The following is a 21,266-nucleotide window of genomic DNA, read 5'->3' as shown; positions in this document are numbered from 1 at the left end:
CCGCGGCCTCGCCTCCGGCCGGGCGCGCCGGGCTACTCGGGCAGCAGGTTGGCCAGGCGCCCGGCGAACAGCTGCGCCTCGATGTCGGTGATCTCGTCGCCCAGCTCGCCGACCAGCTTCTGCTGGCTGCACAGGGCCGTGTCACCCGCCTTGAGCGCCGCGTGGGGGATCACCGCGATCTCGCCGTCGACCACCGCGAGGACCGGATCGACCTCCCGTGAACGCGCGAGCACCCGGATGTCGTTCGCCGTCACCGTAACCATGTGCCCAGGTTAGCGAGGTATGCGACGCCACCAGGCGACCTTCCTGATCCTGCGTACGCGGCTCAGACGGCGGTGAGCAGGGCGTCGAGCGGGCGGGGCAGCCTGCCGAGCGCGACCGCAGCCTCGACGAACAGGCGCGTGTAGCGCAGGTTCCGGCTGCCGCTGCTGCGGACGAACCGGTACGTCTGCGCCTGGACCGGCCGGCCGCGCCAGGCGGGCTGGCTCTGGAACTGGTGGAACAGCCCGAGGTCGCCCTGAGCCTCGAACAGGGCCTGGACCTCCTCCATCCCGAGCGCGCGGATCAGCTCGTCCTCCAGGTCCCGGTCGCAGACGTGGAAGCCGAGGCGCTCCATGTCGGCGCGGGTCAGCTCCGAGCCGACATGGGCGGCCACGGCCCGCCGGAACAGCTCGGCCTCGCGCAGGTCGCACAGGCCCGCCAGCCGTACCCGGGTGGCGAGCGGGCCGAGGTCGCCCAGGAACCGGCTGATCGCGTGCGCGCCGCCGATCGGCACGAGCACGACCCGCTCGGCGTCGAGGTCCCGGCCCCGGGCCTCGGCGGCCGTCCGCAGCGCGATCTCGTCGAGCAGGCCCTCGACCAGCACCAGCGACGCCGCGTCGTCGACCTTGGCCAGGGCGCGGGCCGTGGCCCGGACCGTGGCGTCGGGCCCGCCGAGGTCGTCGGGCCGCCTACCGGTGGAATCGCCGGGATCAGTGCCAACCATGGCGTCGATGATCGAGGATGCGGCCAGGCGCTGCACAGCCATTTATGGCCGCGTGCAGCGCCGGTCGCCGGGTTTGCGGGCTGCGGAGCGGGGGCACCGGCATCGAAGTGACCACGTATCCACCTCGACCCCGGCTCAAGTTGCGGGTCCGGCCGAGATCGCGATACTGGGCTGGACCATGATCGCAATTCCCGGCCATCTACGGAAGGGCATCTGTGAAGCGCCGACTCCTCCATGCCGGCACGGCTGTGCTGGTCGTCCTCGCCGGCACGACGGCGGCCGCCGCACCGGCCTCGGCCAGTGACGCTCCCGGCTTCGTGTGCAACCTCAACCAGAACACCTGGCTGCGTACCGATCCGCACGGCTTCGTGCTGCGCACGCTGTCGGCCGGACGTGGTTTCCGCTGGCACGGTCAGGCCATCGACGACGGTTCAGTATGGATCTACGGGCACGGCGCCGAGGCGCCCGGCCAGGACGGGTGGATCCCCGCCGTCAACGCCAACTGCTGAGGCGAGGGGTGGCTGAGGCCGCCCCTTCCTCAACGGCCCCGCCGGTAGCCGCGCAGCACCCGCCACACCGTCTTCGGCGCGAGCAGTGCGGTCGGCGGGTCGACCAGGTTCAGCACGCGCAGGAACGCCGCCCCGAGGGGCGCGTCGGCGGTCGCGGCGACGTGCAGGCGGTGCACGTACGCGTTGACGAACCGGACCCGCAGTGAGCGGGGCCCTTCGACCTCGGGGAAGCGCAGGTCGGTGCCGACCGCGATGGCCCAGGGCGCGTCGATCAGCCGGGCGCTGCCCCGGAAGAAGCGGCGGCTCAGCTGCGCGTCGCCGGCCGCCAGCAGCCGGCGCAGCAGCAGCGCCTCCAGCGCGGCGACCGTCATACCCTGCCCGTAGATCGGGTTGAAGCTGCACAGCGCGTCCGCGACGACCAGGTAGCCCGCCGGGAACCGGCGCAGCCGCTCATACCGCCTGCGCCGGCTGGCCGGGAAGCGCATGCTGACCGGCTCGGTCAGCGGCTGCGCCGACTTGACGATCTCGGCGATCTGCGGCGCCGCCAGCGACTCGGCGAACGACAGCAGGCCCTCGTCATCGGTCGGCGGCTGCTCGCCGAGCACGCCGTTGAACGCCACCGCGATCCGGCCGTCCTCCTGCAGCGCGACGATGCCCGAGCGGGGCGCGCCCGGCACCGCGTTGGTCAGCGTGCCCAGCATCCCGTCGAGGTGGTGCGGTTCGTGCCGGTAGACCCGGGTGACGTAGGTGACATCGATGCGTACCTGCTCCTCGGCGGGCGCCTGGTAGCCCAGCTCGGTCAGCCACACCGGAGTGCGCGAGGCCCGGCCGCAGGCGTCCACGACGAGGTCGGCGGCGACCGCCGTCTCGGTACCGTCGCGGTGGTGCAGCCGCACCCCGGTGACGCGCTGCCGGTCGGCGGTGGTGACCAGCCCGACCGCCTCGGTGGCGGGGACGAACTCGACCCCGGGCAGCGCGGCGACGCGGCCCCGGACCGCGTGCTCCAGCAGCGGACGGCTCATCCCCGCCGCGATGAGCGGGGACTCGGCCTGGGCCATCAGATGTCCGTCGTTGTACCAGTACACCTGGCCGTGCAGGTCGACCATCGGCACGGTGAGGTCGCGCAGTTCGCGGGTCAGGCCGGGGAACAGCTCCTCCATCGCCTCCCGCCCCCGCGACAGCAGCACGTGCAGCTGCCTGCCCTGCGGCACGCCGCGCCGGTCGGCCGCCTGGGCGGGCAGGTCGTCGCGGTCCACGACCACGACCCGGGTGTGCGTGTCGCTGAGGGCGCGGGCGGCCAGCAGGCCGCCCATGCTGGCGCCGATCACCACGGCCGTACGGTCGGAAGGCATGCCGCACCCTAAACACGCGAGGTCAGCGGCCGCTTCTTCCACGATGCGCAGTCGCCTCAGACGCCCGGCGGTAAACCGGGTGGCCGCGGACCAGCCGCGACCACCCGGGTTCACCACCAGATCAGGCGCTGACCAGCGCCTTCTTCGCGTTGGCGTCGATCGCGTCGAGGACCTGCGGCCGCAGGCTGGCCGGCAGGTCGTGTCCCATCGTGTCGAGCACGACGAGCTCGGAGCCGGGTACGGCGTTGTGCGTGGCCCGGCCGCCGCTGACGTTGATCAGCGAGTCCTCGCCGCCGTGCACCACCAGGACGGGGATGCCGAGCTTGGCGAACTCCCCGAGCGCAGCGGTGCGGTTGGGCGCCGCGGTGATCGCACCGAACTGGCGCTTGGTGCCGGCGGGGTAGAACATCCGGTCGTAGGCGGCGGTGGCGCCCGCGAGCCGGGCCTCCCGCTCCTCGGCCTCCAGCGTGCGGGACCCGATGATCCGCGTGACGTTGGCGATGTGCGCGATGGCCGCCTCGCGCTCGGCGGGCGTCCCGGCCAGTACGGCCGCGGCGGCCTCCAGCGTCGGCAGGCCGACGAACGGCGCCCCGGTGGTGCTCATGATCGAGCAGAGGGTCCGCACCCGCTCGGGGTGGTGGATCGCGAGCGTCTGGGCGATCATGCCGCCCATCGAGGCGCCCACGATGTGCGCGCGGTCGATGCCGAGGTGGTCCAGCAGCCCGACGCTGTCGGCCGCCATGTCGGTGAGCTGGTACGCCGCGTTGATCGTCGGATCGGTCTCGATGGCGCCCGCCGCCGGCTCGATCTTCTCCGACAGGCCGCTGTCGCGGTTGTCGAAGCGGATGACGCGGTAGCCCCGCCCGGTCAGGTCGTCCACGAAGTCCTGCGGCCAGGCGATGAGCTGCGAGCCCAGGCCCATGATCAGCAGAATCGGTTCGCCGGTCTGGGGACCCTCGTCCCGGTACCAGATCTGGATGTTGTTGCAGGTAGCAAATGCTCCGGGTTCGCCAGGCACAGCCGATCACCTTTCGGACGGTGGAAACGGGTATGCCGTCACCTTAGTCGTCTAACTGGTACCTACCTGGGGATATGTCGCCGAACCCTGGGTCGTGTTGCGCGGACTGCTCCGGCTGGCGGCCGTCCCGCGAATGACCGGTTCGTCTGATCGCGGCACTGGCGCCGGTGGGGTAGAAGTGTCGGATGGACCGTCCACGATCGACGTCGCTGCTGCCCGGACTCGCGGCCCTGCGCGAGTACGACCGGACCTGGCTGCGCGGTGACCTGCTCGCTGGAGCGACCGTCGCGGCATACCTGGTTCCGCAGGTCATGGCGTACGCGGGCCTGGCCGGCCTGCCGCCGGTGGCCGGGCTGTGGGCCGCCGTCCCGGCGCTGGCGCTGTACGCCGTGTTCGGCTCCTCGCGCCACCTGTCCGTGGGTCCGGAGTCGACCACGGCCCTGATGACCGCGACCGTGATCGCACCCCTCGCGGCCGGGGACCCGGGCCGGTACGCCGCCCTGGCCGCCGGGCTGGCCGCGCTCGTCGGCCTGCTGTGCCTGCTGTGCCGGGTGGTCCGGCTCGGGTTCGTGGCGGACCTGCTGTCCAAGCCCATCCTCGTGGGCTACCTCGCGGGCGTCGCCGTCATCATGATCATCGGCCAGCTGGAGCGGCTCACCGGCGTACCGGTGGACGGGCAGTCGCTGCTCGGCGAGGTGCGCGCGTTCCTGGGCGGCCTCGGCGACATCCACCCGGCCACACTCGCGCTCGGCGCGGCGGTGCTGGTGTTCCTGTTCGTGGCGCAGCGCTACCTGCGCGCGGTGCCGGCCCCGCTGCTGGCGGTGCTGCTGGCCACCGCCGCGACGGCCGCCTTCGACCTGCAGAGCTACGGCATCCGGGTGGTCGGCCCGGTCGCCTCCGGCCTGCCGACCTTCGCCTGGCCCGACGTCACCGACCTGTCGGACCTGCTGCTGCCCGCCGTCGGGGTGATGCTCGTCGGTTACACCGACAACATGCTGACCGCCCGCGCGTTCGCCGCCCGGCACCGCCGCGAGGTCGACGCGAACGCCGAGCTGCTGGCCCTGGGCGCGGCGAACCTCGGGTCGGGGCTGCTGCGCGGCTTCCCGGTCAGCAGCAGCGGCAGCCGTACCGCGCTGGCCGACGCGGCGGGTGCCCGCAGCCAGCTCTACTCGCTGACCACGCTGGTGCTGATCCTGGCCACGCTGCTGTTCGCCGGGCCGCTGCTGGCCGGGTTCCCGACCGCGGCCCTGGGCGCCATCATCGTGTACGCCGCGCTGCGCCTGATCGACCTGCCCGGCTTCCGCCGCCTGGCCCGGTTCCGGCGCAGCGAGTTCCTGCTGGCCCTGGCCGCGTGCGTGGGCGTGCTCGCCTTCGACATCCTGTACGGGGTGCTCGCCGCCGTGGCGCTGTCGGTGGCCGAGATGCTGTCGCGGGTCGCCCGCCCGCACGACGCCGTGCAGGGCACGGTGCCCGGCCTGGCCGGGATGCACGACATCGAGGACTACCCCGAGGCCACCACGGTGCCGGGGCTGCTGGTCTACCGGTACGACTCACCGCTGTTCTTCGCCAACGCGGAGGACTTCCGCCGCCGGGCCCTGCACGCGCTGGACGCCAATCCGCAGCCGGTGACCTGGTTCGTGCTGAACACCGAGGCGATCGTCGAGGTCGACATCACCGCGCTGGAGGCCCTGGACGCGCTGCGGCAGGAGCTCGAACGTCGCGGCGTCACCCTCGCGCTGGCCAGGGTGAAACAGGACCTGATGGAGGAACTGGTGGCATTCGGGATAGCCGACACCATAGGCCGCGACCGCCTCTATCCCACCCTGCCGACCGCCGTCGACGCGTTCCACGCCGCCCACGACCGCCCCTGAAGCAGCGTCACCGCCGACGGCCGGGGATGGCGGCCGGCCACTACGGTGTCCGCATGTCGATCACCTCCGAGGAACTGGCCGTCATCCGGAGCAGGCCCGCCTACGTCGCCGCGCTGTACCTCGAACGGCTGACCCTGGTGCCCATGCTCCTGTTCTTCCGGGCCGCGAGCACCGGAGCGACGAACCAGGCGGAGATCATCGGCACCTGGGGAGCTGCTATGGCGATGATCATTGGTGGCCTGCTACTGCTTCACCGCTCGGGCGTCCCGTTCGTCAGGAGGGGCCTGTCCTGGCAGGTGCGCGACAAGTACCTGATCCGGGCGATGTACGTGGACTCGCTGGTGCTCTGGTGGCCACGCAAGGTGCCGGCCGCCGCGCAGGATCGAGGTACCGCTGGCCGGTGCGGCCCCGCCGGGACACCATGGGGTGTGGGGGTGGCACATCATGACTTTCGCGCACCGTACCGACGCCGGGCACCGGCTGGCTCAGCGGCTCACGTTCCTGCATGACGCCGAACCAGTCGTGCTCGGCCTGCCGCGCGGCGGCGTGGTCGTCGCCGTCGAGGTCGCCCGCGCGCTCGGGGCGCCGCTTGACGTCCTGGTCGTCCGCAAACTCGGCGTCCCGGGCCAGTCCGAGGTCGCCATGGGCGCGATCGGGGAGCAGGACGTGCGCGTGCTCAACGACGACGTGCTGGCCATGACCGGCCTCGGCGAGCACGACATCGCCGTCGTGGAGGACCACGAGCGGATCGAGCTGGACCGCCGGGTGCGGCGGTACCGCGGCGGCAGGCCGCCGGAGTCGATCGCCGACCGGACCGTGGTGATCGTCGACGACGGGATCGCCACCGGCGCGACCGCCCGGGCCGCGTGCGAGATCGCCCGCGCCCGGGGTGCGGCGCGGGTGGTGCTCGCGGTGCCGGTCGCCTCGCCGGACTCGGCCGCCGAGCTGCGGCGGGTGGCCGACGAGGTGATCAGCCTGGAGACCCCGTCGTCGTTCTTCGCCGTGGGGGAGTTCTACGCCGACTTCCGGCAGACCTCCGACGAGGAGGTCGTCGCGCTGCTCGAAGGGTCGGGGCACATCCTGGAGGCGGCCCACCGCGAGCGGCCCGCCGCCTGACCGAGGCCCGGGGCGGGGTCCCCGGGCCGGCGCCGGTTCAGGACTGGGTGATGTTGACCATCCACGGGATGCCGAACTGGTCGACCAGCGAGCCGAACTCGTCGCCCCACATCTGCTTCTCCAGGGGCACCTGCACGTCGCCCGTGGCCGCCAGTTTCTCCCAGTAGCCGCGCAGTTGGTCGGCGTCGTCGCCGCTGAGGCTGACGGTGATGTTGGTGCCCGGGTTGTACTGCATCCCCGGCGGGGTGTCGGAGGCCATCAGGGCGAAGCCGCTCGGGGTCTCCAGCATGGCGTGCATGATCTGGTCGGCGAACGGCTGGTCGGCCGAGCCGAACTCGCCGAACGTGTTCAGTCGCAGGTCGCCGCCCAGGACGCTCTGGTAGAACTCCATCGCCTGGCGGGCCGTGCCGTTGAAGCTGATGTACGGGTTGAGGCGGGATGCCACCGGTGATCCTCCTTTGATCGTCGGGTGATGGCGCCGGAGCGCGACAACCAGCATCATTACAGGGCGGACCGACATCGCCGGGCAGACGCGTCGGCCGCCGCAGTGTCGGTTGGCGGCGTGGACGGCGACGCGCGCCCGGCGCCCGCTACCGGTCCTTCGGGGACGTTCGGCCGAGGTGCTCGAACCGGTCAGTTCGGGTGCGGCGCGCGGACGGTGAGCACCCCGGCCAGGTCGATGTCGCTGGAGCGGCCGCCGAAGCCGGATTCGGAGATCAGCCGGGCGCCCAGGACGGTGCTCCAGAACGTCCGCGCCTCCACCTCGACCGGCCGGTCGACGACCCAGCCGCGCCGGTCCAGGATCGCCTCCAGGTAGCGCTGCGCCTGGTGGAACAGCAGTCCGAGATCGTGCTCGGCGACCGCGTGCAGCTCCGGCCGCCGCCGTGTGATCGACATGGCCTGCACCGCGAGGGGGACCGCGGGCAGGGCCAGCGCCGTACGGGCCAGCGCCGCGCGGAACGACCCGGGCGTCCGCTGCCGCCGGCCGACGGGCTCCAGGCGCTGCGCGTCGCGCAGCAGCAGCAGGAACGCGGCGTGCACGAACAGCGCGTCCTTGGATCCGAAGTAGTAGGTGACCTGGTTGGGATGCGCTCCGGCGGCACCGGCGACCTCGGCGACGCTCACCGATTCGTAGCCGCGCTCGCCGAACAGCCGGGCGGCGTGCTCCAGCAGCTGGGCCCGGGTGCGGCGGCCCCGGGCGCGCGCGGGCTGGGTGGTGGTGGACACCCGTTAGTTGTATGCGATACAACTAGAAGTACGCAACCCCTGCACCGGCGGCACAACCGAGGAGAGCAGCATGGGCAACACCGACATCGTCGTCACCGGGCTGGGCGCCACCGCGCCGCTGGGCGGGGACGTCGACACCCTGTGGGCGGGCCTGCTCGCCGGACGCAGCGGCGTACGCCGCATCGACGACCTGCTCGACGCGATGTCACCGCGCGCCGCGGAGCTGACCACCCGGATCGGCGCCCCGATGGCGGTGTCGCCGGACACCGTGCTGCCCCGCGTCCAGGCCCGCCGCATGGACCGCAGCCAGCAGGCGGCACTGGTCGCGGCCCGGCAGGCGTGGACCGACGCGGGCGAGCCCGAGGTCGATCCGGTGCGCCTGGCGGTCGTGATCGGCACCGGCGTCGGCGGGGTCACCACCCTGCTCGGCCAGGACGACGTGCTGGAGGCGCAGGGGCCGGGCAAGCTGTCGCCGTTCGCGGTGCCGATGCTGATGCCCAACGGGCCCGCGGCCTGGGTCAGCATCGAACTGGGCGCCCGCGCGGGCGTCTACACGCCGGTGTCGGCGTGCTCCTCGGGCGCCGAGGCGCTGGTGCTGGCGGCTCGGCTGATCCGGTCCGGCGAGGCCGACGTCGTCATCGCGGGCGGCGCCGAGGCGGCCATCGCCCCGTTCACGGTCGCCGGATTCGCGCAGGCCAGGACGCTGTCCAAGCGCAACGACGAGCCGGAGCGCGCGTCGCGCCCGTTCGACGTCGACCGGGACGGGCTGGTGCTCGGGGAGGGCGCCGGCGTGCTGGTGCTGGAGCGGGCCGACTTCGCCGCCGCCCGCGGTGCCCGGGTGCGCGCCCGGCTGGCCGGCTACGGCGTGACCTCCGACGCGTACCACATCACCGGCCCGGACCCCAGCGGCGCCGGTCAGATCCGGGCCGTCCTCAACGCCGTCGCCGGTGCCGGGCTGCGGCCCTCCGACGTGGACCACGTCAACTGCCACGCCACGTCGACCGTGGTCGGCGACGTGGGCGAGGCGGCGGCGATCGGCAAGGCGCTCGGCGACGACGTGGTGCTCACCGCGCCCAAGTCGGCGATCGGGCACCTGTTCGGCGCGGCCGGTGCCGTCGAGAGCATCATCACGGTGCTGTCGATCGAGCACGGGGTCATCCCGCCGACGCTCAACCTGGACCGCAAGGCCCCCGAGGTGCACCACGACGTCGTCACCGGCGCGCCGCGTACGCAGCGGCTGCGCGCGGCGATCTGCAACTCGTTCGGTTTCGGCGGTCAGAACGTGTCGGTGCTGTTCACCGCCTGACCCCGCGCCCGACCGGTGTCAGGCCGGCGGGTGCTGCTGCTCCCGCTCCTTGCGGGCCAGCCGCAGCTCCCGGAGCTCCTGGGTGGCGACCCAGCCGACGAACAGGTCGATCGCGATGGCGACCAGGCTGGTCACCACCGGGAGCTCCTCACGCTTGATGAGCTGGTAGAACAGCACGAGCACGAGCAGGCCGAGCGCGACCAGGCCGACGATCTTGATCCACAGTGCCGTGATCCGCGAGGCGCGGTTGGCGATGAAGGCGTAGACCAGGAAGCCGACGAGGATGACCCCCGCGACCAGGAGCGGGACCTGCCAGAGCTCGATCGCGTCCAACATCGGTGCCTCCTAGGCGGGCTCGGTCAGGGCGGTGCGGATGTCGTCGACGAACGCCGAGGGCAGTGGCTCCGGCCCGGCGAGTACGGGTCGGATATGGGTGGCGACCGCCCTGGTGAACGCCGCGTAGTTGCGGTGGACGGGACGGATGCGCGCGTTCTCCACCGCCTGGCGCATCGTCTCCAGATGGGAGATCGCCACCTTGAGGTGCGGATCGGTGTAGGCGGCCACCCGGGTCGGGGCCAGGCCGTGCGTGGCCAGGACCTTCTGCGCCTCGTCGCTGGTGAGGAACTCGATGAGCCGCACCGCCTGCGCCTTGTGCGAGGAGTTCGCGGCGACGGCCAGGCTCTGCCCGCCGAGGATCGCGGTCGGGAACGGGTGGACCTTGATCCGGCCCTGCCGCACGTCCTGGTCGCCCCGCTCCATCAGGTCGCGGTACGCCACCGGCCAGTTGCGCATGAACCGCGGGCCCGGCCGGCCGATGAAGGCGTCCACGCTGGTCGGTTCGTCGTCGGCCAGCAGCACCCGCCGGTCGCCGATGGCGGCCCGCAGCGGGGCCAGCGCCTGCTGCCACCGGGCGACCTCGTACAGCGGGATGTCCGGGTCGGTGAACTTCGTGCTCCGGGTCAGCAGGTCGGGGTTGCGGGAGATCACATGCTCGAGGACGTTGACGGTGAACGCCTCGTCGGAGGCCGAGGAGCCCGGCCCGACCTGGCCCACGAAGCCCAGCGATCCCGGGCGGACGAGGCTGTCGAGGATCTGCGGCAGGTCCGGTCGCTCGGCCGCGGCGGCACCGGCGGGCACCCGTTCGAAGACCATGCCGACATCGGTGTTGAACGGCGCGGCCCAGAACCGGTTCTTCTCGCCGTCGACGGCGCCCGGCCGCAGGATTCCCTTGAGGAAGAGGTTCTCATTCAGCGTGAGCGGAGAGATCAGCCCGGCGGCGGCGAACTCCGGAATGTCGATGATGTCGAGGTTCAGGATGTCGGCGGTGCCGTCGACGGCCGCATTGATCATCCGCTGCTTCTGGTCGCCGGTGCGGCCGGGGTCGGTCTCGACCTTCACCGGGGCGTCCGGATTGGCCTTGTTCCACATGTCGAACAGCAGCTGGCGGCCGCCGGTGGAGTCCGCTCCGGTCCACAGGGTCAGGCCCGCCGGGACCAGCGGCCTGCCACCGGGCATGAAGTACAGCGCGGCGGCGGTGAGAGCGCTCGAAGAGATCGCACCCATCAGGAAGTTCCGGCGGGAGTGCGGCTGCGACATGACCTTCTCCGATCGAGGAGCGCCGTTGGCCAAAGTCAATGCGAACGTAAGGCAGGGCGTCCATCCTAATGGGATTCCGCAACGACGTCGAAACAATTCAGGCGGGGGAGCAGTTTCGGGGAAATTGCAGGAATCCGGGCCAAGATTCCTGCAATTTCCCCGAAACTGCGCGAACGAAGCGATGGAGCGGCGGAGGGTGGGTCAGGGGGAGGCGGTGGCGGTCAGGGCGTCGCCGAGGGGGGTGCGGCGGTAGAGCACGGACCGGCCGGAACGGGCGCGGTCGAGCAGGCCCGCGCGCAGAAGCACCGCCAGGTGGTCGCCGACCGCGCCGGGCGCCAGCTGGAGCGTACGGGCCAGCTGGGTGGTGCTGGCGGGTTCGTCGAGTGCCACCAGCAGGCGCGCCCGCGTCGTGCCGACCAGCGCCGCCAGCGCCTCGGCCGGCGGCGGCGCGGGCTCCCACAGCGCCCCGACCCCGCGCGCGGCGTAGATGATCGTCGCGGGCCAGGGCGGTTCGGAGTACGCCGCGACGCCGGGCCAGACGAACACCGACGGCACCAGCAGCAGCCCGGCGCCGTCGACGGAGACCGTGCCCACCTGGAGCCGGGGGATCTCGATGCCGCCGGCACGCCACCGCACGTGCGGCAGCCCGTCGAACGCCTCCGCCCAGCCGCCGCGCCCGAGCCCGGCCGTGCGGTGCAGGACGTCGCGCTCGCAGATGGCGCGCAGCCGGGGCCAGTCGGCGGCCAGCAGCTCGTGCCAGGCCCGCTCCAGCGCCGCGGCCAGCAGCGCGCAGACGTCGGCGTCGTGCAGGATCGCCAGCACCGCCGGGTCGGTGCTGGGCCGCCGCGCCAGGCAGGCGCGGATCTCGTGCCGGGCCAGCGCCGGCGGGGTGGCGCGTACGGCGGCCAGGTCGTCGGCGATGGTCTGGGTCAGCCCTGGTGGGGGCGGGACCAGAAAGTCCGGTCCGTGGCGCGGGGAGTGCAGCGCGAGCGCCGCCCGGATCGCCGGGTCGTCGGCAAGGCGCCGGTACGCCGGACGCAGCCGCCCGGACCAGGCCTCGGGCAGGTGCTTCTCCCGCGACATGCCGGCCAGGATCCGCAGCAGGCTGTCCAGCTCGAACAGCGGCGACAGTGCGAACCGGCTGCGCAGCAGGTCGTCGGCGGTGACCTCGAACCTCAGCATCGCCCGACCTTACGCCTGTGCGCGAAACGTTCGACAGGCGTACCCCCGGGCCACCAGGCTCTGCGCATGATCGAGACCGCCAGGGCGACCTACCGCGACGTGATGCGCGAACCGGTGTTCCGCACCCTGTTCCTGACCCGGACGCTCGGCACCGGCGCCAGCTCGCTGCGCATCCTGGCCCTGTCGGTGCTGGTGTTCGACCGCACCGGCTCGCCGATCCTCACCGCGCTGACCTTCGCCATCGGCTTCGTACCCCAGGTCGTGGGCGGCACCCTGCTCGGTGCCGTCGCCGACCGGGTGCCGCCCCGGCCGCTGATCGCCATAGGGTTCCTGCTCGACGCCCTGGCCGCCGCCGCGCTGGCGCTGCTGGCCCTGTCGGTGCCCGTCGGCGCCAGCCTGACCCTGCTCGCGGCCGTCGCGGTGTTCGCGCCGGTCTTCAGCGGCGCCTCGCAGCGGCTCATCGCCGAGGCGCTCACCGGCGACGCGTACGTGCTGGGCCGGTCGCTGTCCAGCGTGGCCTCGGGCGGCGCGCAGCTGCTCGGGCTGGCGTTCGGCGGCGCGGTGGTCGCCGCGGCCGGACCGCGGTGGGCGCTGCTGGCAGCGGGCGGCTGCAGCCTGATCGCCGCCGCGTGGGTACGACTGAGCCTGCCCGCGCTGGCTGCGGTGCCCGCCGTGCCCGGCTCGGCCGTGGGGCAGAGCTGGCACACCACCCGGCTGCTGCTGGCCGACCGCACCGTCCGCCGGCTGCTGCTGGTGCAGTGGCTGCCCGGGGCGTTCATCGCGGGCGCCGAGGCGCTGATCGTGCCGTACGCCGCCGACCGGGGCCACGGCTCGGCGCTGGCCGGGGCCATCCTTGCCTGCGCGCCCGTCGGGATGGTCGCGGGCAACCTCGTCTACGGCCGCCTGGTCCGGCCGCAGGCCCGCGAACGCCTGGTCGCTGCCGTGATCACCGGGCTCGGCGCGCCGCTGGCGCTGCTGGCCGCCCCGGTATCCGCCGCCACCGCGATGGTCGTCATGTTCCTGGCCGGTGCCGCCTTCTGCTACTCCCTCGGCGTCCAGCGCCCCTTCCTGGACGCGCTCGCCCCCGCCGTACGCGGCCAGGCGTTCGCGCTGCAGTTCACCGGCCTGATGACCCTGCAGGGAGTCGGGCCGCTGCTGCTGGGGGTGCTCGCGGAGGAGGTCTCGGTCGGGGTGGCGATGGCGGCGGCGGGTGCCGGCGCCGCGGCGGTGGGCCTGTGGTGGTGGTCCGTCGGGGGAGCGGGCACGGACCGCCCGTCGGAGCGACCTTCGGTGGGGCGGCGGCGTATGGCCCCGCGCTCGACCGTCAGCGGCGCGTAGCCGTCTGCCCGGGGTGTCCGGCGGCCTGATGGCGGGCTAGGTCAAGAGCTGGCCATCCGAAGGACCGGGCCCGGTGACGGTGGGCATCCGTCCTTCGCGACCCCGGTGCCGCGGCCCTGGCCGCGCGCAGCGGCGGCACGCGGGCGGCAGCCCGCGACCGAGGTCTCCGCGCTGACCGTGCAGCGGGCCGGAGCGGGCAGCCCCCGAGCGGGGGAGCTGCCCGCCGACTGAGGTACCGGACCGGCTACCGGGCCGACCAGCGCTGGGCGCCGGTGCCGTTGCACTCCCACAGCTCGACCAGTGTGCCGTTGCCGGTGGCGCCGCCGGTGACGTCGATGCACTTGCCCGACCCGACGCCGACGACGGTGCCGTTCGCGTTGAACGTGAAGCGCTGGGCGGAGGAGTTGTTGCAGGTCCAGATCTGGACCTTGGTGCCGTTCGCGGTGCCGTTGGCGTTGACGTCGAGGCAGCGGTCGCCGTAGACGCGCAGCTCACCGGCGGCGGTCCGGGTCCACCGCTGGTTGGCGCCGGTGTGGCAGTCCCACAGCAGCACCTGGGTGCCGTTGGCGGTGCCGCCGCCGGAGACGTCCAGGCAGCGTTTGGACTGCGGGTTGGACAGCAGTGCGGCCGCGCCGACCGGCGGCACGGCCACCGACGACAGGCTGCCCGGCACCGACTGCAGCGCCGAGAACCAGCGGGCGGCCATCTTGTCGTAGCCGGCCGCGTTGGGGTGCAGGCCGTCGGCCAGATCGGCGGTGGTGAACCCGGTGTGCAGGTCGACCAGGTGGGTGCGCGGCCCCTTCTGCGCGACGATGCCGGGCAGGGCCGCGTTGAACGTCTGCGACTGGGCTTCCTGGTTGGCGTCGCTGCGGGGCACCAGCTGGGCCACGAACAGCTCGACCAGCGGCGCGTTGGCGCGGATCTTGTCGATCAGGGCGGACAGCCGGGCCGGTGCGTTGGGAACGTCGTAGTTCTGGCCGATGTCGTTGGTGCCGATGTGCAGCAGGATCGTGCGGGGGTTGGCGGCCTGGATCCAGCCGGCGATGTTCGCGTCGAGCTGGTCGATGCGCCAGCCGGAGTGTCCCTCGTGGTCGTGGTCGCCGAGATTGGACGGCCCGTTCACGCCCGAGCCGACGAAGTCGGTCAGGATGCCGCCCGAGGCCAGGCGCTGCCACAGCCCGATGCGGTAGCCGCCGGGCACGTTGAAGCCGTCGGTGATGGAGTCGCCCAGCGGCATGATCCGTACGCCGCCGTTGGACTCGGCGTGTGCGGGGGTGGTGTCCAGGGTCAGGCCGACGGCGACCGCCACGGCGAGGCTGAGCCCGGCGAGGCCGAACCGCCTCAGATTCCTTCGCATGACTGGTCCTTCCCGGTGCATTAATAATGCATGCGTATGCATCAGTGTATTGGACAACGTTGTCATGGCTGGCCACTTGGTGCGCGGATCGTTTGTGGATGCTTCGTGACCTGCGCGAATGTGGGCGGGTCTCGGTCGGGTCCGTGACGTCGTGACGGTGGCGCGCCGATGGGGAACTGGACATATTGCAGACATGTAACGTTCTGAATGTCAAGGCTTGACAGAACTCCCGGCGACGACAAGCCTCCGTAACTGACCGACCAAGGTTCAACGCAATCGCGCGTACCCGGACATCGAGCCGACAGATGTCCACACACGACAACCATGTCTTCGTGACCGAGAATCGTCTTTTCGACCCGATCCTGACAACGTTGTCATACGCCCGGTGCCCGCCGGGCAAGCCCGACCAGGAGTCGTCCATGAACATTCGCTGGCGTCCGGTCCTGCTGACCGGCGCACTGATCCTCGGCTCGCCCGTGGCGATCCCCGCCGCCCCGGTGGCCGACCCAGCGGCGATCGTCAATCCGTTCCTCGGCACCTCCCACGAGGGCAACACCTTCCCCGGCGCCGACGCGCCGTTCGGCATGGTCCAGTGGAGTCCGGACACGCCGGGCAACGGCGGCGCCCAGCCGCCCGCCACCGTGATCAGACCGACCGGCTCGATCACCTCGGGCCTGGCCGGCAAGTGCCTGGACGCGGTCGGCAACGGCACCGCCAACGGCACCCAGTTCGTGATCTGGACCTGCAACGGGGCCGCGAACCAGAAGTGGTCGCGCAGCTGATGCCATGAACGTCCGTCCCGGGTCCCCGACGCGACCCACCGCGTCGGGGACCCGGGACCGATCCCGTACCGACGACAGGAGACACATGCGAACCAACCTCAAGCGGCTGGCCGCCACCTGCGGGCTGGCCCTGGCCGCGGCACTGATCCCGGCGGCGGCGTCGCCCGCCCACGCAGAGTCCAACGGCGGCGTGCGGATCATGCCGCTGGGTGCTTCCATCACCGACGGCTTCAACGTGCCCGGCGGCTACCGCACCGGGCTGTGGCAACGACTGGTCGCCGGTGGATACACCGCCGACTTCGTCGGTTCGGCCGCCAACGGGCCGAGCTCGCTGGGCGACCACGACCACGAAGGCCACTCGGGCTGGCGCATCGACCAGATCGACGCCAGCGTCGTCGGCTGGATCCGGGCGAGCAACCCCCGCACCATCCTGCTGCACGTCGGCACCAACGACGTGAACCAGAACTACGACGTGGCCAACGCCCCGGCCCGGCTATCCGCGCTCATCGACAAGATCCGCGTCAACGCGCCGCTGGTGGAGCTGTTCGTGGCCCAGATCGCGCCGGAGACCGACCCGGTCTACGAAGCCCGGATCCAGACCTTCAACGCCGCGATCCCCGGCATCGTCGCCCAGAAGGGCCCGCTGACCCACGTCGTGGACATGCACGCGGTCATCACCACCGCCGACCTCGCCGACGGCACGCACCCCACCGCCGCCGGATACGACAAGATGGCCGCCCGCTGGTACACCGCGCTGCAGTCGGCACCCGCCAGCCTCACCGCGGTGACCACCCCGCCGGTCGCCACGGCGGCGCTGCTGGACAACCCGCAGTCGACCCGCTGCCTGGACGTCCCGAACAGCAGCACCGTCAACGGCACCCAGCTCCAGCTGTTCGACTGCAACGGCAGCAGCGCCCAGCGCTGGACCCGCAGCGCCGCGGGCGAACTGCGCGTCTACGCCGACCGCTGCCTGGACGTCAACGCCAACGGCACCGCCAACGGTACGAAGATCCAGCTCTGGACCTGCAACAACACCGCCGCCCAGCGCTTCACGTTCGGCACCGACGGCACCGTCCGCCACCCGGCGTCCGGCAAGTGCGTCGACGTCACCGCCAGCGGCACCGCCAACGGTACGAAGATCCAGCTCTACACCTGCAACGGCAGCGGCGCCCAGCGCTGGACGGCCCGCTGACCAGCACGTGCACCGGCCCGGCCGGTCGCGCGCGTACCCCCGCTCGCGCGACCGGCCGGAACCCCGGAGGTGGCGGTGACCTCGCTCGGCCGAGCAGGCCGGCGTCCCACTCTCCAACTGGGAGACCTGGCCTGTTCGACCGGTGTTCAACCGGCGGCCGCAGCGGCGATGAAGGCTGTCGCCGGGCCCCAGGTCGGGGGCTCGCGGTAGCTGCGAAAGGAAGCACCTGTGCGCATCCGTCCACGGGCAGGCATTCAACTCATCCTGGCGACCCTGCTCGGGATCGCCGTCGCAGGACTGACGGTCCCCGCGGCGCACGCGGCCGCCACGGACGTCCGCATCAACGAGGTCGAGTCCAGCGGCGGCAGCCCCGGCGACTGGATCGAGCTGACCAACATCGGCACCGCCACGGTCGACCTCTCCGGCTGGGTGCTCAAGGACGACGACGCGGCCCACGCGTACACGATCGCCGCCGGCACGTCCCTGGCACCGGGCGCCTTCCGCGCCTTCGACGTCGACCCGGTGTACGGCCTGGGCAGCGCCGACTCCGCCCGCCTGTACCAGCCCGGCGGCAGCACCCTGGTCGACTCCTACACCTGGAGCAGCCACGCGAGCACCACCTACGGCAGGTGCGCCGACGGCGCCGGGGCGTTCACCACCACGACCGCGGCCACCAAGGCCTCGGCCAACGCGTGCCCGCCGCCCCCGCCGGCCGCCTGGCCGGGCGGCTCGTCGGTCGCCAACGCCGACACCACCGGCTTCTTCGGCACCAACCTCAGCGGCGTGGCGTACGACGGCGCGTCGGTGGTCTGGGCGGTGAAGAACGGCCCCGGCAAGCTGTACCGGCTGGTCCCCAACGGCTCGCTGTGGCAGGCCGACACGACCGGCGGCTGGTCGGCGGGCAAGACCCTGCGGTACGCCAACGGCTCGGGTGACCCGGACGCCGAGGCGGTCGTGTCGACCCCGGACGGCGTCGTCGTGGCCACCGAGCGCGACAACAGCAACAGCGGCACCAGCCTGCTCAAGGTGCTGCGCTACGCCGCCACCGGCACCGCGACCACCCTGAACGCGGCCGCCGAGTGGAACCTCACCGCCGATCTGCCCGGCGCCGCCGCCAACAGCGGCCTTGAGGCGATCACCTGGGTGCCCGACTCGGCGCTGACCGCGGCCGGTTTCCGGGATGAGCACACCGGCGCGCTCTACGACCCGGGCACCTACGCGGGCCACGGCAGCGGCCTCTACTTCGTCGGCCTGGAGTCCAACGGGGTCGTCTACGCGTACGCGCTGAACCAGGCCGGCGGCGCCTTCACCCGGGTCGCCACGATCGCGAGCGGGCAGGCTGCCGTCATGGACCTGGAGTGGGAGCCCGGCACCGGGCGGCTCTGGGCCGTGTGCGACGACACCTGCTCGGGGCGCGCCGCGACGCTGGTCGTCAATGCGCAGGGCCGGTTCGCCGTCACCAGCACCTACAACCGGCCCAGCGGCATGTCGAACTACAACAACGAGGGCTTCGCCATCGCGCCGCAGTCCGCCTGCGTCGGCGGCAGCAAGCCGGTGCTGTGGTCCGACGACAGCAACGACAGCAGTCACGCCCTGCGCTCCGGCACCGTGTCGTGCTGAACGGAGGGCGGTTCGCGGTGCGGACCGCGCGGTAAGCCAGACCGCAGCCGGTGAAGGGGGCGTCCCCCTCAGGCGACGCCCCCTTCACCGGCACCGCGCGTTCCTCAATGGTCCAGTGGATTCGCGCTGATCACCGCGGCTATCCCGCTGGTGGTCGCCTTCGCCGCCGCGCTACCCGGCTTGCGTTCGGTCTGGTCCTTGAACAGTTCGAGGAACCGCGCACCGAAGTCCAGCCTCGGATACGCCTCCAGCACCTCAGCCCGCAGCGCCATCGGAAACTCCGCAGCGCGGCGCCCGGCGACGTCCCAGCTCGTCGCGGCCTGAAGCAGGTGTGACTCGGGATCCTCAACCGCTGGAACGTCCTTGCGCATGTGGCGCACGATGATCTCATCGGCGCGCGCGCTTCGGTCCGCCGACCAGCCGGCGGCCATGCCGAACGCCCAGGCAAAGCTCCCACCCGCCTCCTCGAACGGCACCGTGTGGCTGTCGAACGCCGCGGTCAGCCCGATGTCGTGCAGCATCGCTGAGACGAAGTACAGCTCGTCGTCGTACGCGATGCTGTGGGCGTCTGCGTAGGCCACTCCCCACAGGTAGGAGCGGACGGAGTGGTTGAGCAGCGCGGGCGGGCAGAAGCGTGTGGCGACGTCAAGGGCCGCACGAGCGGTCGGCGTGGCAGGGAGCTCGATCGACATGCGTCAAGGGTATCGCCGCGAGTGGATCTGCTGTGGACAGTGTGTTCGCGATGGTTGAGCTCAGTGCTGTCGCTGCCGTCGATCGACGCCGTCGGAGAAGGTTCAGGTGAGCACCCCGATCGCGATCGGGGTGCTACTTCACCTGACCAGCACGCGGTACACCGGCCACAGAGACCTTGAATAGTCGAAGCGGCCGGTATCAGGGCTAGGGCAGCATGATCAGTGGGGCGGCGGAGTGAATCGTCGCCCCACTGATCATTACGTGGCCGCGATCGGCGACCTTTGTCGGCTCAGTGCCGATGCTCACGCCTCGTTGACGACGAACATGTGCATTCACCTCCATCTGTATGTCGGTGGCGCCATGTTAAGCACGGCCCGCCGCCAATGGCAATGACGCATATCGATTGCCGGTCGATTACCAGATAGACGATGACGGATTGGTGCATCCTGCGAAATAGCGCTGCCGATCCGGCGTACACCGCTCAAATGGAACGGAAATGACCCGGGTGAGGGGTGGGGATATCGCGGCCGTAAAGCAACCAGAGGCACATGGGCGTACCCGGGTTAGGAGCAGACATGAACACCCCCAATTACGTGCGGCACGGCATGGAACTGTTCGCGTCGTACGGGGACCGCGAGGCCCTGGTCGAGGGCGGGCGCCGGATGACGTACGCCGAGCTGCGCACCGCCGTGCTCGACCTGGCGACGAACCTGCGCGACCACGGCGTGAAGCCCGGCTCGTCGGTCCTGATGATGTTCGCCAACCCGATCGAGGGGCCGATCGCCCAGCTGGCGCTGCACCTGCTCGGCTGCCGCACATTGTGGATCATGCCCGGCAACCGGCAGCGCGAGTTCAACGAGTACACCCAGCTGCTCGCTGAGTCGGATGCCTTCATGTACGACCCGCGCACCCACGCCGAGAAGGGCGCGGAGCTCGCGGCGGCGGCGCCCGCGGTGCCCGTGTTCTGCCTCGGCCCCGGTGGTGCGGGCCCGGACCTGCTGGCACCCGTGGCCGCCGACGCCGCGCCGCTGGACGTGGAGAGCTTCGACACCGAACCTGAGTCGATCTTCCAGACCTCCGGCACCGTCGGCACCCCGAAGCTGGTGCACCACCGCAACAGCTTCTTCGCCCAGGCCCAGGCCCTCGCGGTGGCGTACCGGGACTCGGGGCTGCCGTCGCTGCGGCAGTACTCGATCTCCCCGTTCTGGGCGGTCAGCGGCCAGATGACCGCGTTCCTCGTGATCTTCGGTGGCGGCCTGCTGGTCCTGGGCGCCTCGTTCGATCCGGAGGGCTTCCTCAAGGTCCTCGAGCGGGAGCGGATCAACTCGACGTTCCTGTCCCCGGCGATGTTCTACGAGGTCCTCGACCACCCGGCCGTGGAGACGACGGACACGTCGAACCTGTTCATGTTCAACCTCGGCGGCGCGGGCGCGAACCCGGCCCGGCTGCGCCAGGGCATCGAGCGCTTCGGCCCGGTACTGCGCATCATCTACGGGCTCAGCGAGTCCACCATGGTCACCACGCTGCCGGGGCTCACGTACGACCCGGACCACCCGCAGCGCATCGGCTCGGCCGGCACCGCGTACGGCGACGTGCGCATCGAGGTGCGCGGCGAGGACGGCCGGACGGTCCTGCCCGCCGGCGAGATCGGCGAGATCTGGATCGCCAGCAACCTCAACATGGCCGGCTACTGGGGCGACCCGGAGCTGACCGCGCAGACGCTGGTCGACGGCTGGGTGCGCACCCGCGACCTCGGGTACGCCGACACCGACGGGTACCTGTACCTGGTCGACCGGATCCAGGACATCATCATCTCCGGCCTCGGCGCCCGAAAGATCCACTCGCGGGTGGTCGAGGACGTCATCGCCGCCCACCCGAGCGTGAAGTCCGTCGCCGTGATCGGCGTTCCCGACGAGAAGCTCGGGCAGGCGGTCTACGCGTACGTCGTGCCGACCGAGCCGGGTGCGGTCACCGACGAGCAGCTGCGGGAGCTGGTGAAGACCGAGCTGATCCCGCAGGCCGGGCCCCACCACGTGGAGTTCGTCGAGCGGCTGCCCCTGACCCGCTCCGGCAAGGTCGACAAGAAGGCGCTGCGGGCACAGCACGCCGCCCGCTGATCCGT

At 71.8% G+C, this 21,266-nt stretch carries 21 protein-coding genes; 10 read left to right on the top strand and 11 right to left on the bottom strand.

The window, feature by feature from the left end; genetic code table 11:
- Positions 1–32: 32 nt before the first annotated feature.
- Together QEZ54_RS09260 and QEZ54_RS09255 are read right to left on the bottom strand one after the other, a co-directional pair.
- A complete protein-coding gene (locus tag QEZ54_RS09260) occupies positions 33–263 on the bottom strand; it encodes a hypothetical protein (protein ID WP_281304096.1) in 231 nt (76 codons plus the stop codon).
- Between the two features lie 62 nt (positions 264–325).
- Positions 326–985 carry a TOPRIM nucleotidyl transferase/hydrolase domain-containing protein gene (locus QEZ54_RS09255; protein WP_281304095.1) on the bottom strand — a complete coding sequence of 220 codons (660 nt, stop codon included), beginning with the start codon at positions 983–985 and terminating at the stop codon, positions 326–328.
- Between the two features lie 215 nt (positions 986–1,200).
- On the opposite strand from QEZ54_RS09255, the gene QEZ54_RS09250 reads away from it, so the two are divergent.
- Complete coding sequence (locus QEZ54_RS09250; RefSeq protein ID WP_281304094.1) at positions 1,201–1,494, top strand: hypothetical protein; 294 nt, start codon at positions 1,201–1,203, stop codon at positions 1,492–1,494.
- 29 nt (positions 1,495–1,523) lie between these two features.
- On the opposite strand, the gene QEZ54_RS09245 is transcribed toward QEZ54_RS09250, so the two are convergent.
- Both QEZ54_RS09245 and QEZ54_RS09240 read right to left on the bottom strand, forming a co-directional pair.
- Positions 1,524–2,846 (bottom strand): FAD-dependent monooxygenase, encoded by a 1,323-nt coding sequence (locus QEZ54_RS09245; RefSeq protein WP_281304093.1) that lies wholly within the window; start codon positions 2,844–2,846, stop codon positions 1,524–1,526.
- Positions 2,847–2,967: 121 nt separating this feature from the next.
- Positions 2,968–3,864, bottom strand: coding sequence for an alpha/beta fold hydrolase (locus QEZ54_RS09240; RefSeq protein ID WP_281304092.1), 897 nt, complete (start codon positions 3,862–3,864; stop codon positions 2,968–2,970).
- Between the two features lie 185 nt (positions 3,865–4,049).
- Here QEZ54_RS09240 and sulP point away from each other — a divergent pair, with 185 nt between their 5' ends.
- The 3 genes from sulP to QEZ54_RS09225 are packed head-to-tail and all read left to right on the top strand — an operon-like array spanning position 4,050 to position 6,851.
- Complete coding sequence (sulP, locus tag QEZ54_RS09235; RefSeq protein ID WP_281304091.1) at positions 4,050–5,735, top strand: sulfate permease; 1,686 nt, start codon at positions 4,050–4,052, stop codon at positions 5,733–5,735.
- A gap of 53 nt (positions 5,736–5,788) precedes the next feature.
- Entirely contained in the window at positions 5,789–6,244 is a 456-nt protein-coding gene (locus QEZ54_RS09230; protein WP_281304090.1) for a hypothetical protein, read from the top strand.
- Entirely contained in the window at positions 6,177–6,851 is a 675-nt protein-coding gene (locus QEZ54_RS09225; protein ID WP_281304298.1) for a phosphoribosyltransferase family protein, read from the top strand. The genes QEZ54_RS09230 and QEZ54_RS09225 overlap by 68 nt, the downstream gene beginning before the upstream one ends.
- Before the next feature lie 37 nt (positions 6,852–6,888).
- Here the strand turns inward: QEZ54_RS09225 and QEZ54_RS09220 are convergent, their stop codons facing one another.
- Both QEZ54_RS09220 and QEZ54_RS09215 read right to left on the bottom strand, forming a co-directional pair.
- Positions 6,889–7,296, bottom strand: coding sequence for a VOC family protein (locus QEZ54_RS09220; protein ID WP_281304089.1), 408 nt, complete (start codon positions 7,294–7,296; stop codon positions 6,889–6,891).
- A gap of 188 nt (positions 7,297–7,484) precedes the next feature.
- Positions 7,485–8,078: a TetR/AcrR family transcriptional regulator C-terminal domain-containing protein gene (locus QEZ54_RS09215; protein ID WP_281304088.1), complete on the bottom strand. Its 594-nt coding sequence runs from the start codon at positions 8,076–8,078 to the stop codon at positions 7,485–7,487.
- Positions 8,079–8,148: 70 nt separating this feature from the next.
- Between QEZ54_RS09215 and QEZ54_RS09210 the strand changes: the two genes are divergently transcribed.
- Positions 8,149–9,384: a beta-ketoacyl-[acyl-carrier-protein] synthase family protein gene (locus QEZ54_RS09210; RefSeq protein WP_281304087.1), complete on the top strand. Its 1,236-nt coding sequence runs from the start codon at positions 8,149–8,151 to the stop codon at positions 9,382–9,384.
- Positions 9,385–9,402: 18 nt separating this feature from the next.
- Here QEZ54_RS09210 and QEZ54_RS09205 read toward each other — a convergent pair whose 3' ends face one another.
- From QEZ54_RS09205 to QEZ54_RS09195, 3 genes are all read right to left on the bottom strand, one after another.
- Positions 9,403–9,720 (bottom strand): hypothetical protein, encoded by a 318-nt coding sequence (locus QEZ54_RS09205; protein WP_281304086.1) that lies wholly within the window; start codon positions 9,718–9,720, stop codon positions 9,403–9,405.
- 9 nt (positions 9,721–9,729) lie between these two features.
- Entirely contained in the window at positions 9,730–10,980 is a 1,251-nt protein-coding gene (locus tag QEZ54_RS09200) for an extracellular solute-binding protein (RefSeq protein WP_281304085.1), read from the bottom strand.
- Between the two features lie 201 nt (positions 10,981–11,181).
- The gene (locus tag QEZ54_RS09195; protein WP_281304084.1) at positions 11,182–12,162 is read right to left on the bottom strand and encodes a DUF5937 family protein; all 981 of its coding nucleotides are present in this window, start codon (positions 12,160–12,162) and stop codon (positions 11,182–11,184) included.
- 66 nt (positions 12,163–12,228) lie between these two features.
- Between QEZ54_RS09195 and QEZ54_RS09190 the strand changes: the two genes are divergently transcribed.
- Positions 12,229–13,500 (top strand): MFS transporter, encoded by a 1,272-nt coding sequence (locus QEZ54_RS09190; RefSeq protein ID WP_281304083.1) that lies wholly within the window; start codon positions 12,229–12,231, stop codon positions 13,498–13,500.
- A gap of 244 nt (positions 13,501–13,744) precedes the next feature.
- Here the strand turns inward: QEZ54_RS09190 and QEZ54_RS09185 are convergent, their stop codons facing one another.
- The gene (locus tag QEZ54_RS09185) at positions 13,745–14,857 is read right to left on the bottom strand and encodes an RICIN domain-containing protein (RefSeq protein WP_281304082.1); all 1,113 of its coding nucleotides are present in this window, start codon (positions 14,855–14,857) and stop codon (positions 13,745–13,747) included.
- 419 nt (positions 14,858–15,276) lie between these two features.
- Here QEZ54_RS09185 and QEZ54_RS09180 point away from each other — a divergent pair, with 419 nt between their 5' ends.
- From QEZ54_RS09180 to QEZ54_RS09170, 3 genes are all read left to right on the top strand, one after another.
- Positions 15,277–15,639 (top strand): RICIN domain-containing protein, encoded by a 363-nt coding sequence (locus QEZ54_RS09180; RefSeq protein WP_281304081.1) that lies wholly within the window; start codon positions 15,277–15,279, stop codon positions 15,637–15,639.
- Between the two features lie 85 nt (positions 15,640–15,724).
- Positions 15,725–16,831, top strand: coding sequence for an RICIN domain-containing protein (locus QEZ54_RS09175; protein ID WP_281304080.1), 1,107 nt, complete (start codon positions 15,725–15,727; stop codon positions 16,829–16,831).
- A 228-nt stretch (positions 16,832–17,059) separates the two neighbouring features.
- On the top strand, positions 17,060–18,451 hold the full coding sequence (locus tag QEZ54_RS09170; protein ID WP_281304079.1) for a lamin tail domain-containing protein: 1,392 nt from the start codon (positions 17,060–17,062) through the stop codon (positions 18,449–18,451).
- Positions 18,452–18,555: 104 nt separating this feature from the next.
- Here the strand turns inward: QEZ54_RS09170 and QEZ54_RS09165 are convergent, their stop codons facing one another.
- The gene (locus QEZ54_RS09165) at positions 18,556–19,143 is read right to left on the bottom strand and encodes a hypothetical protein (protein WP_281304078.1); all 588 of its coding nucleotides are present in this window, start codon (positions 19,141–19,143) and stop codon (positions 18,556–18,558) included.
- Positions 19,144–19,719: 576 nt separating this feature from the next.
- Here QEZ54_RS09165 and QEZ54_RS09160 point away from each other — a divergent pair.
- Positions 19,720–21,261, top strand: a complete 1,542-nt coding sequence (locus QEZ54_RS09160; RefSeq protein ID WP_281304077.1) for an AMP-binding protein — start codon at positions 19,720–19,722, stop codon at positions 21,259–21,261.
- The last annotated feature ends 5 nt before the right edge of the window (positions 21,262–21,266 follow it).

This window comes from Catellatospora sp. KI3 (genome assembly GCF_029948125.1).
Classification (GTDB): domain Bacteria; phylum Actinomycetota; class Actinomycetes; order Mycobacteriales; family Micromonosporaceae; genus Catellatospora.
This window is presented reverse-complemented; position numbering and strand designations above follow the sequence as displayed.

Excerpts from the sequence above, each read along its gene's own strand:
- QEZ54_RS09185 (WP_281304082.1), bottom strand. The coding sequence starts at position 14,857 with ATGCGAAGGAATCTGAGGCGGTTCGGCCTCGCCGGGCTCAGCCTCGCC.
- QEZ54_RS09205 (WP_281304086.1), bottom strand. The coding sequence starts at position 9,720 with ATGTTGGACGCGATCGAGCTCTGGCAGGTCCCGCTCCTGGTCGCGGGG.
- QEZ54_RS09245 (WP_281304093.1), bottom strand. The coding sequence starts at position 2,846 with ATGCCTTCCGACCGTACGGCCGTGGTGATCGGCGCCAGCATGGGCGGC.
- QEZ54_RS09255 (WP_281304095.1), bottom strand. The coding sequence starts at position 985 with ATGGTTGGCACTGATCCCGGCGATTCCACCGGTAGGCGGCCCGACGAC.
- QEZ54_RS09195 (WP_281304084.1), bottom strand. The coding sequence starts at position 12,162 with ATGCTGAGGTTCGAGGTCACCGCCGACGACCTGCTGCGCAGCCGGTTC.
- QEZ54_RS09190 (WP_281304083.1), top strand. The coding sequence starts at position 12,229 with ATGATCGAGACCGCCAGGGCGACCTACCGCGACGTGATGCGCGAACCG.
- QEZ54_RS09160 (WP_281304077.1), top strand. The coding sequence starts at position 19,720 with ATGAACACCCCCAATTACGTGCGGCACGGCATGGAACTGTTCGCGTCG.
- QEZ54_RS09210 (WP_281304087.1), top strand. The coding sequence starts at position 8,149 with ATGGGCAACACCGACATCGTCGTCACCGGGCTGGGCGCCACCGCGCCG.
- sulP (WP_281304091.1), top strand. The coding sequence starts at position 4,050 with ATGGACCGTCCACGATCGACGTCGCTGCTGCCCGGACTCGCGGCCCTG.
- QEZ54_RS09200 (WP_281304085.1), bottom strand. The coding sequence starts at position 10,980 with ATGTCGCAGCCGCACTCCCGCCGGAACTTCCTGATGGGTGCGATCTCT.
- QEZ54_RS09180 (WP_281304081.1), top strand. The coding sequence starts at position 15,277 with ATGAACATTCGCTGGCGTCCGGTCCTGCTGACCGGCGCACTGATCCTC.
- QEZ54_RS09165 (WP_281304078.1), bottom strand. The coding sequence starts at position 19,143 with ATGTCGATCGAGCTCCCTGCCACGCCGACCGCTCGTGCGGCCCTTGAC.
- QEZ54_RS09230 (WP_281304090.1), top strand. The coding sequence starts at position 5,789 with ATGTCGATCACCTCCGAGGAACTGGCCGTCATCCGGAGCAGGCCCGCC.
- QEZ54_RS09260 (WP_281304096.1), bottom strand. The coding sequence starts at position 263 with ATGGTTACGGTGACGGCGAACGACATCCGGGTGCTCGCGCGTTCACGG.
- QEZ54_RS09175 (WP_281304080.1), top strand. The coding sequence starts at position 15,725 with ATGCGAACCAACCTCAAGCGGCTGGCCGCCACCTGCGGGCTGGCCCTG.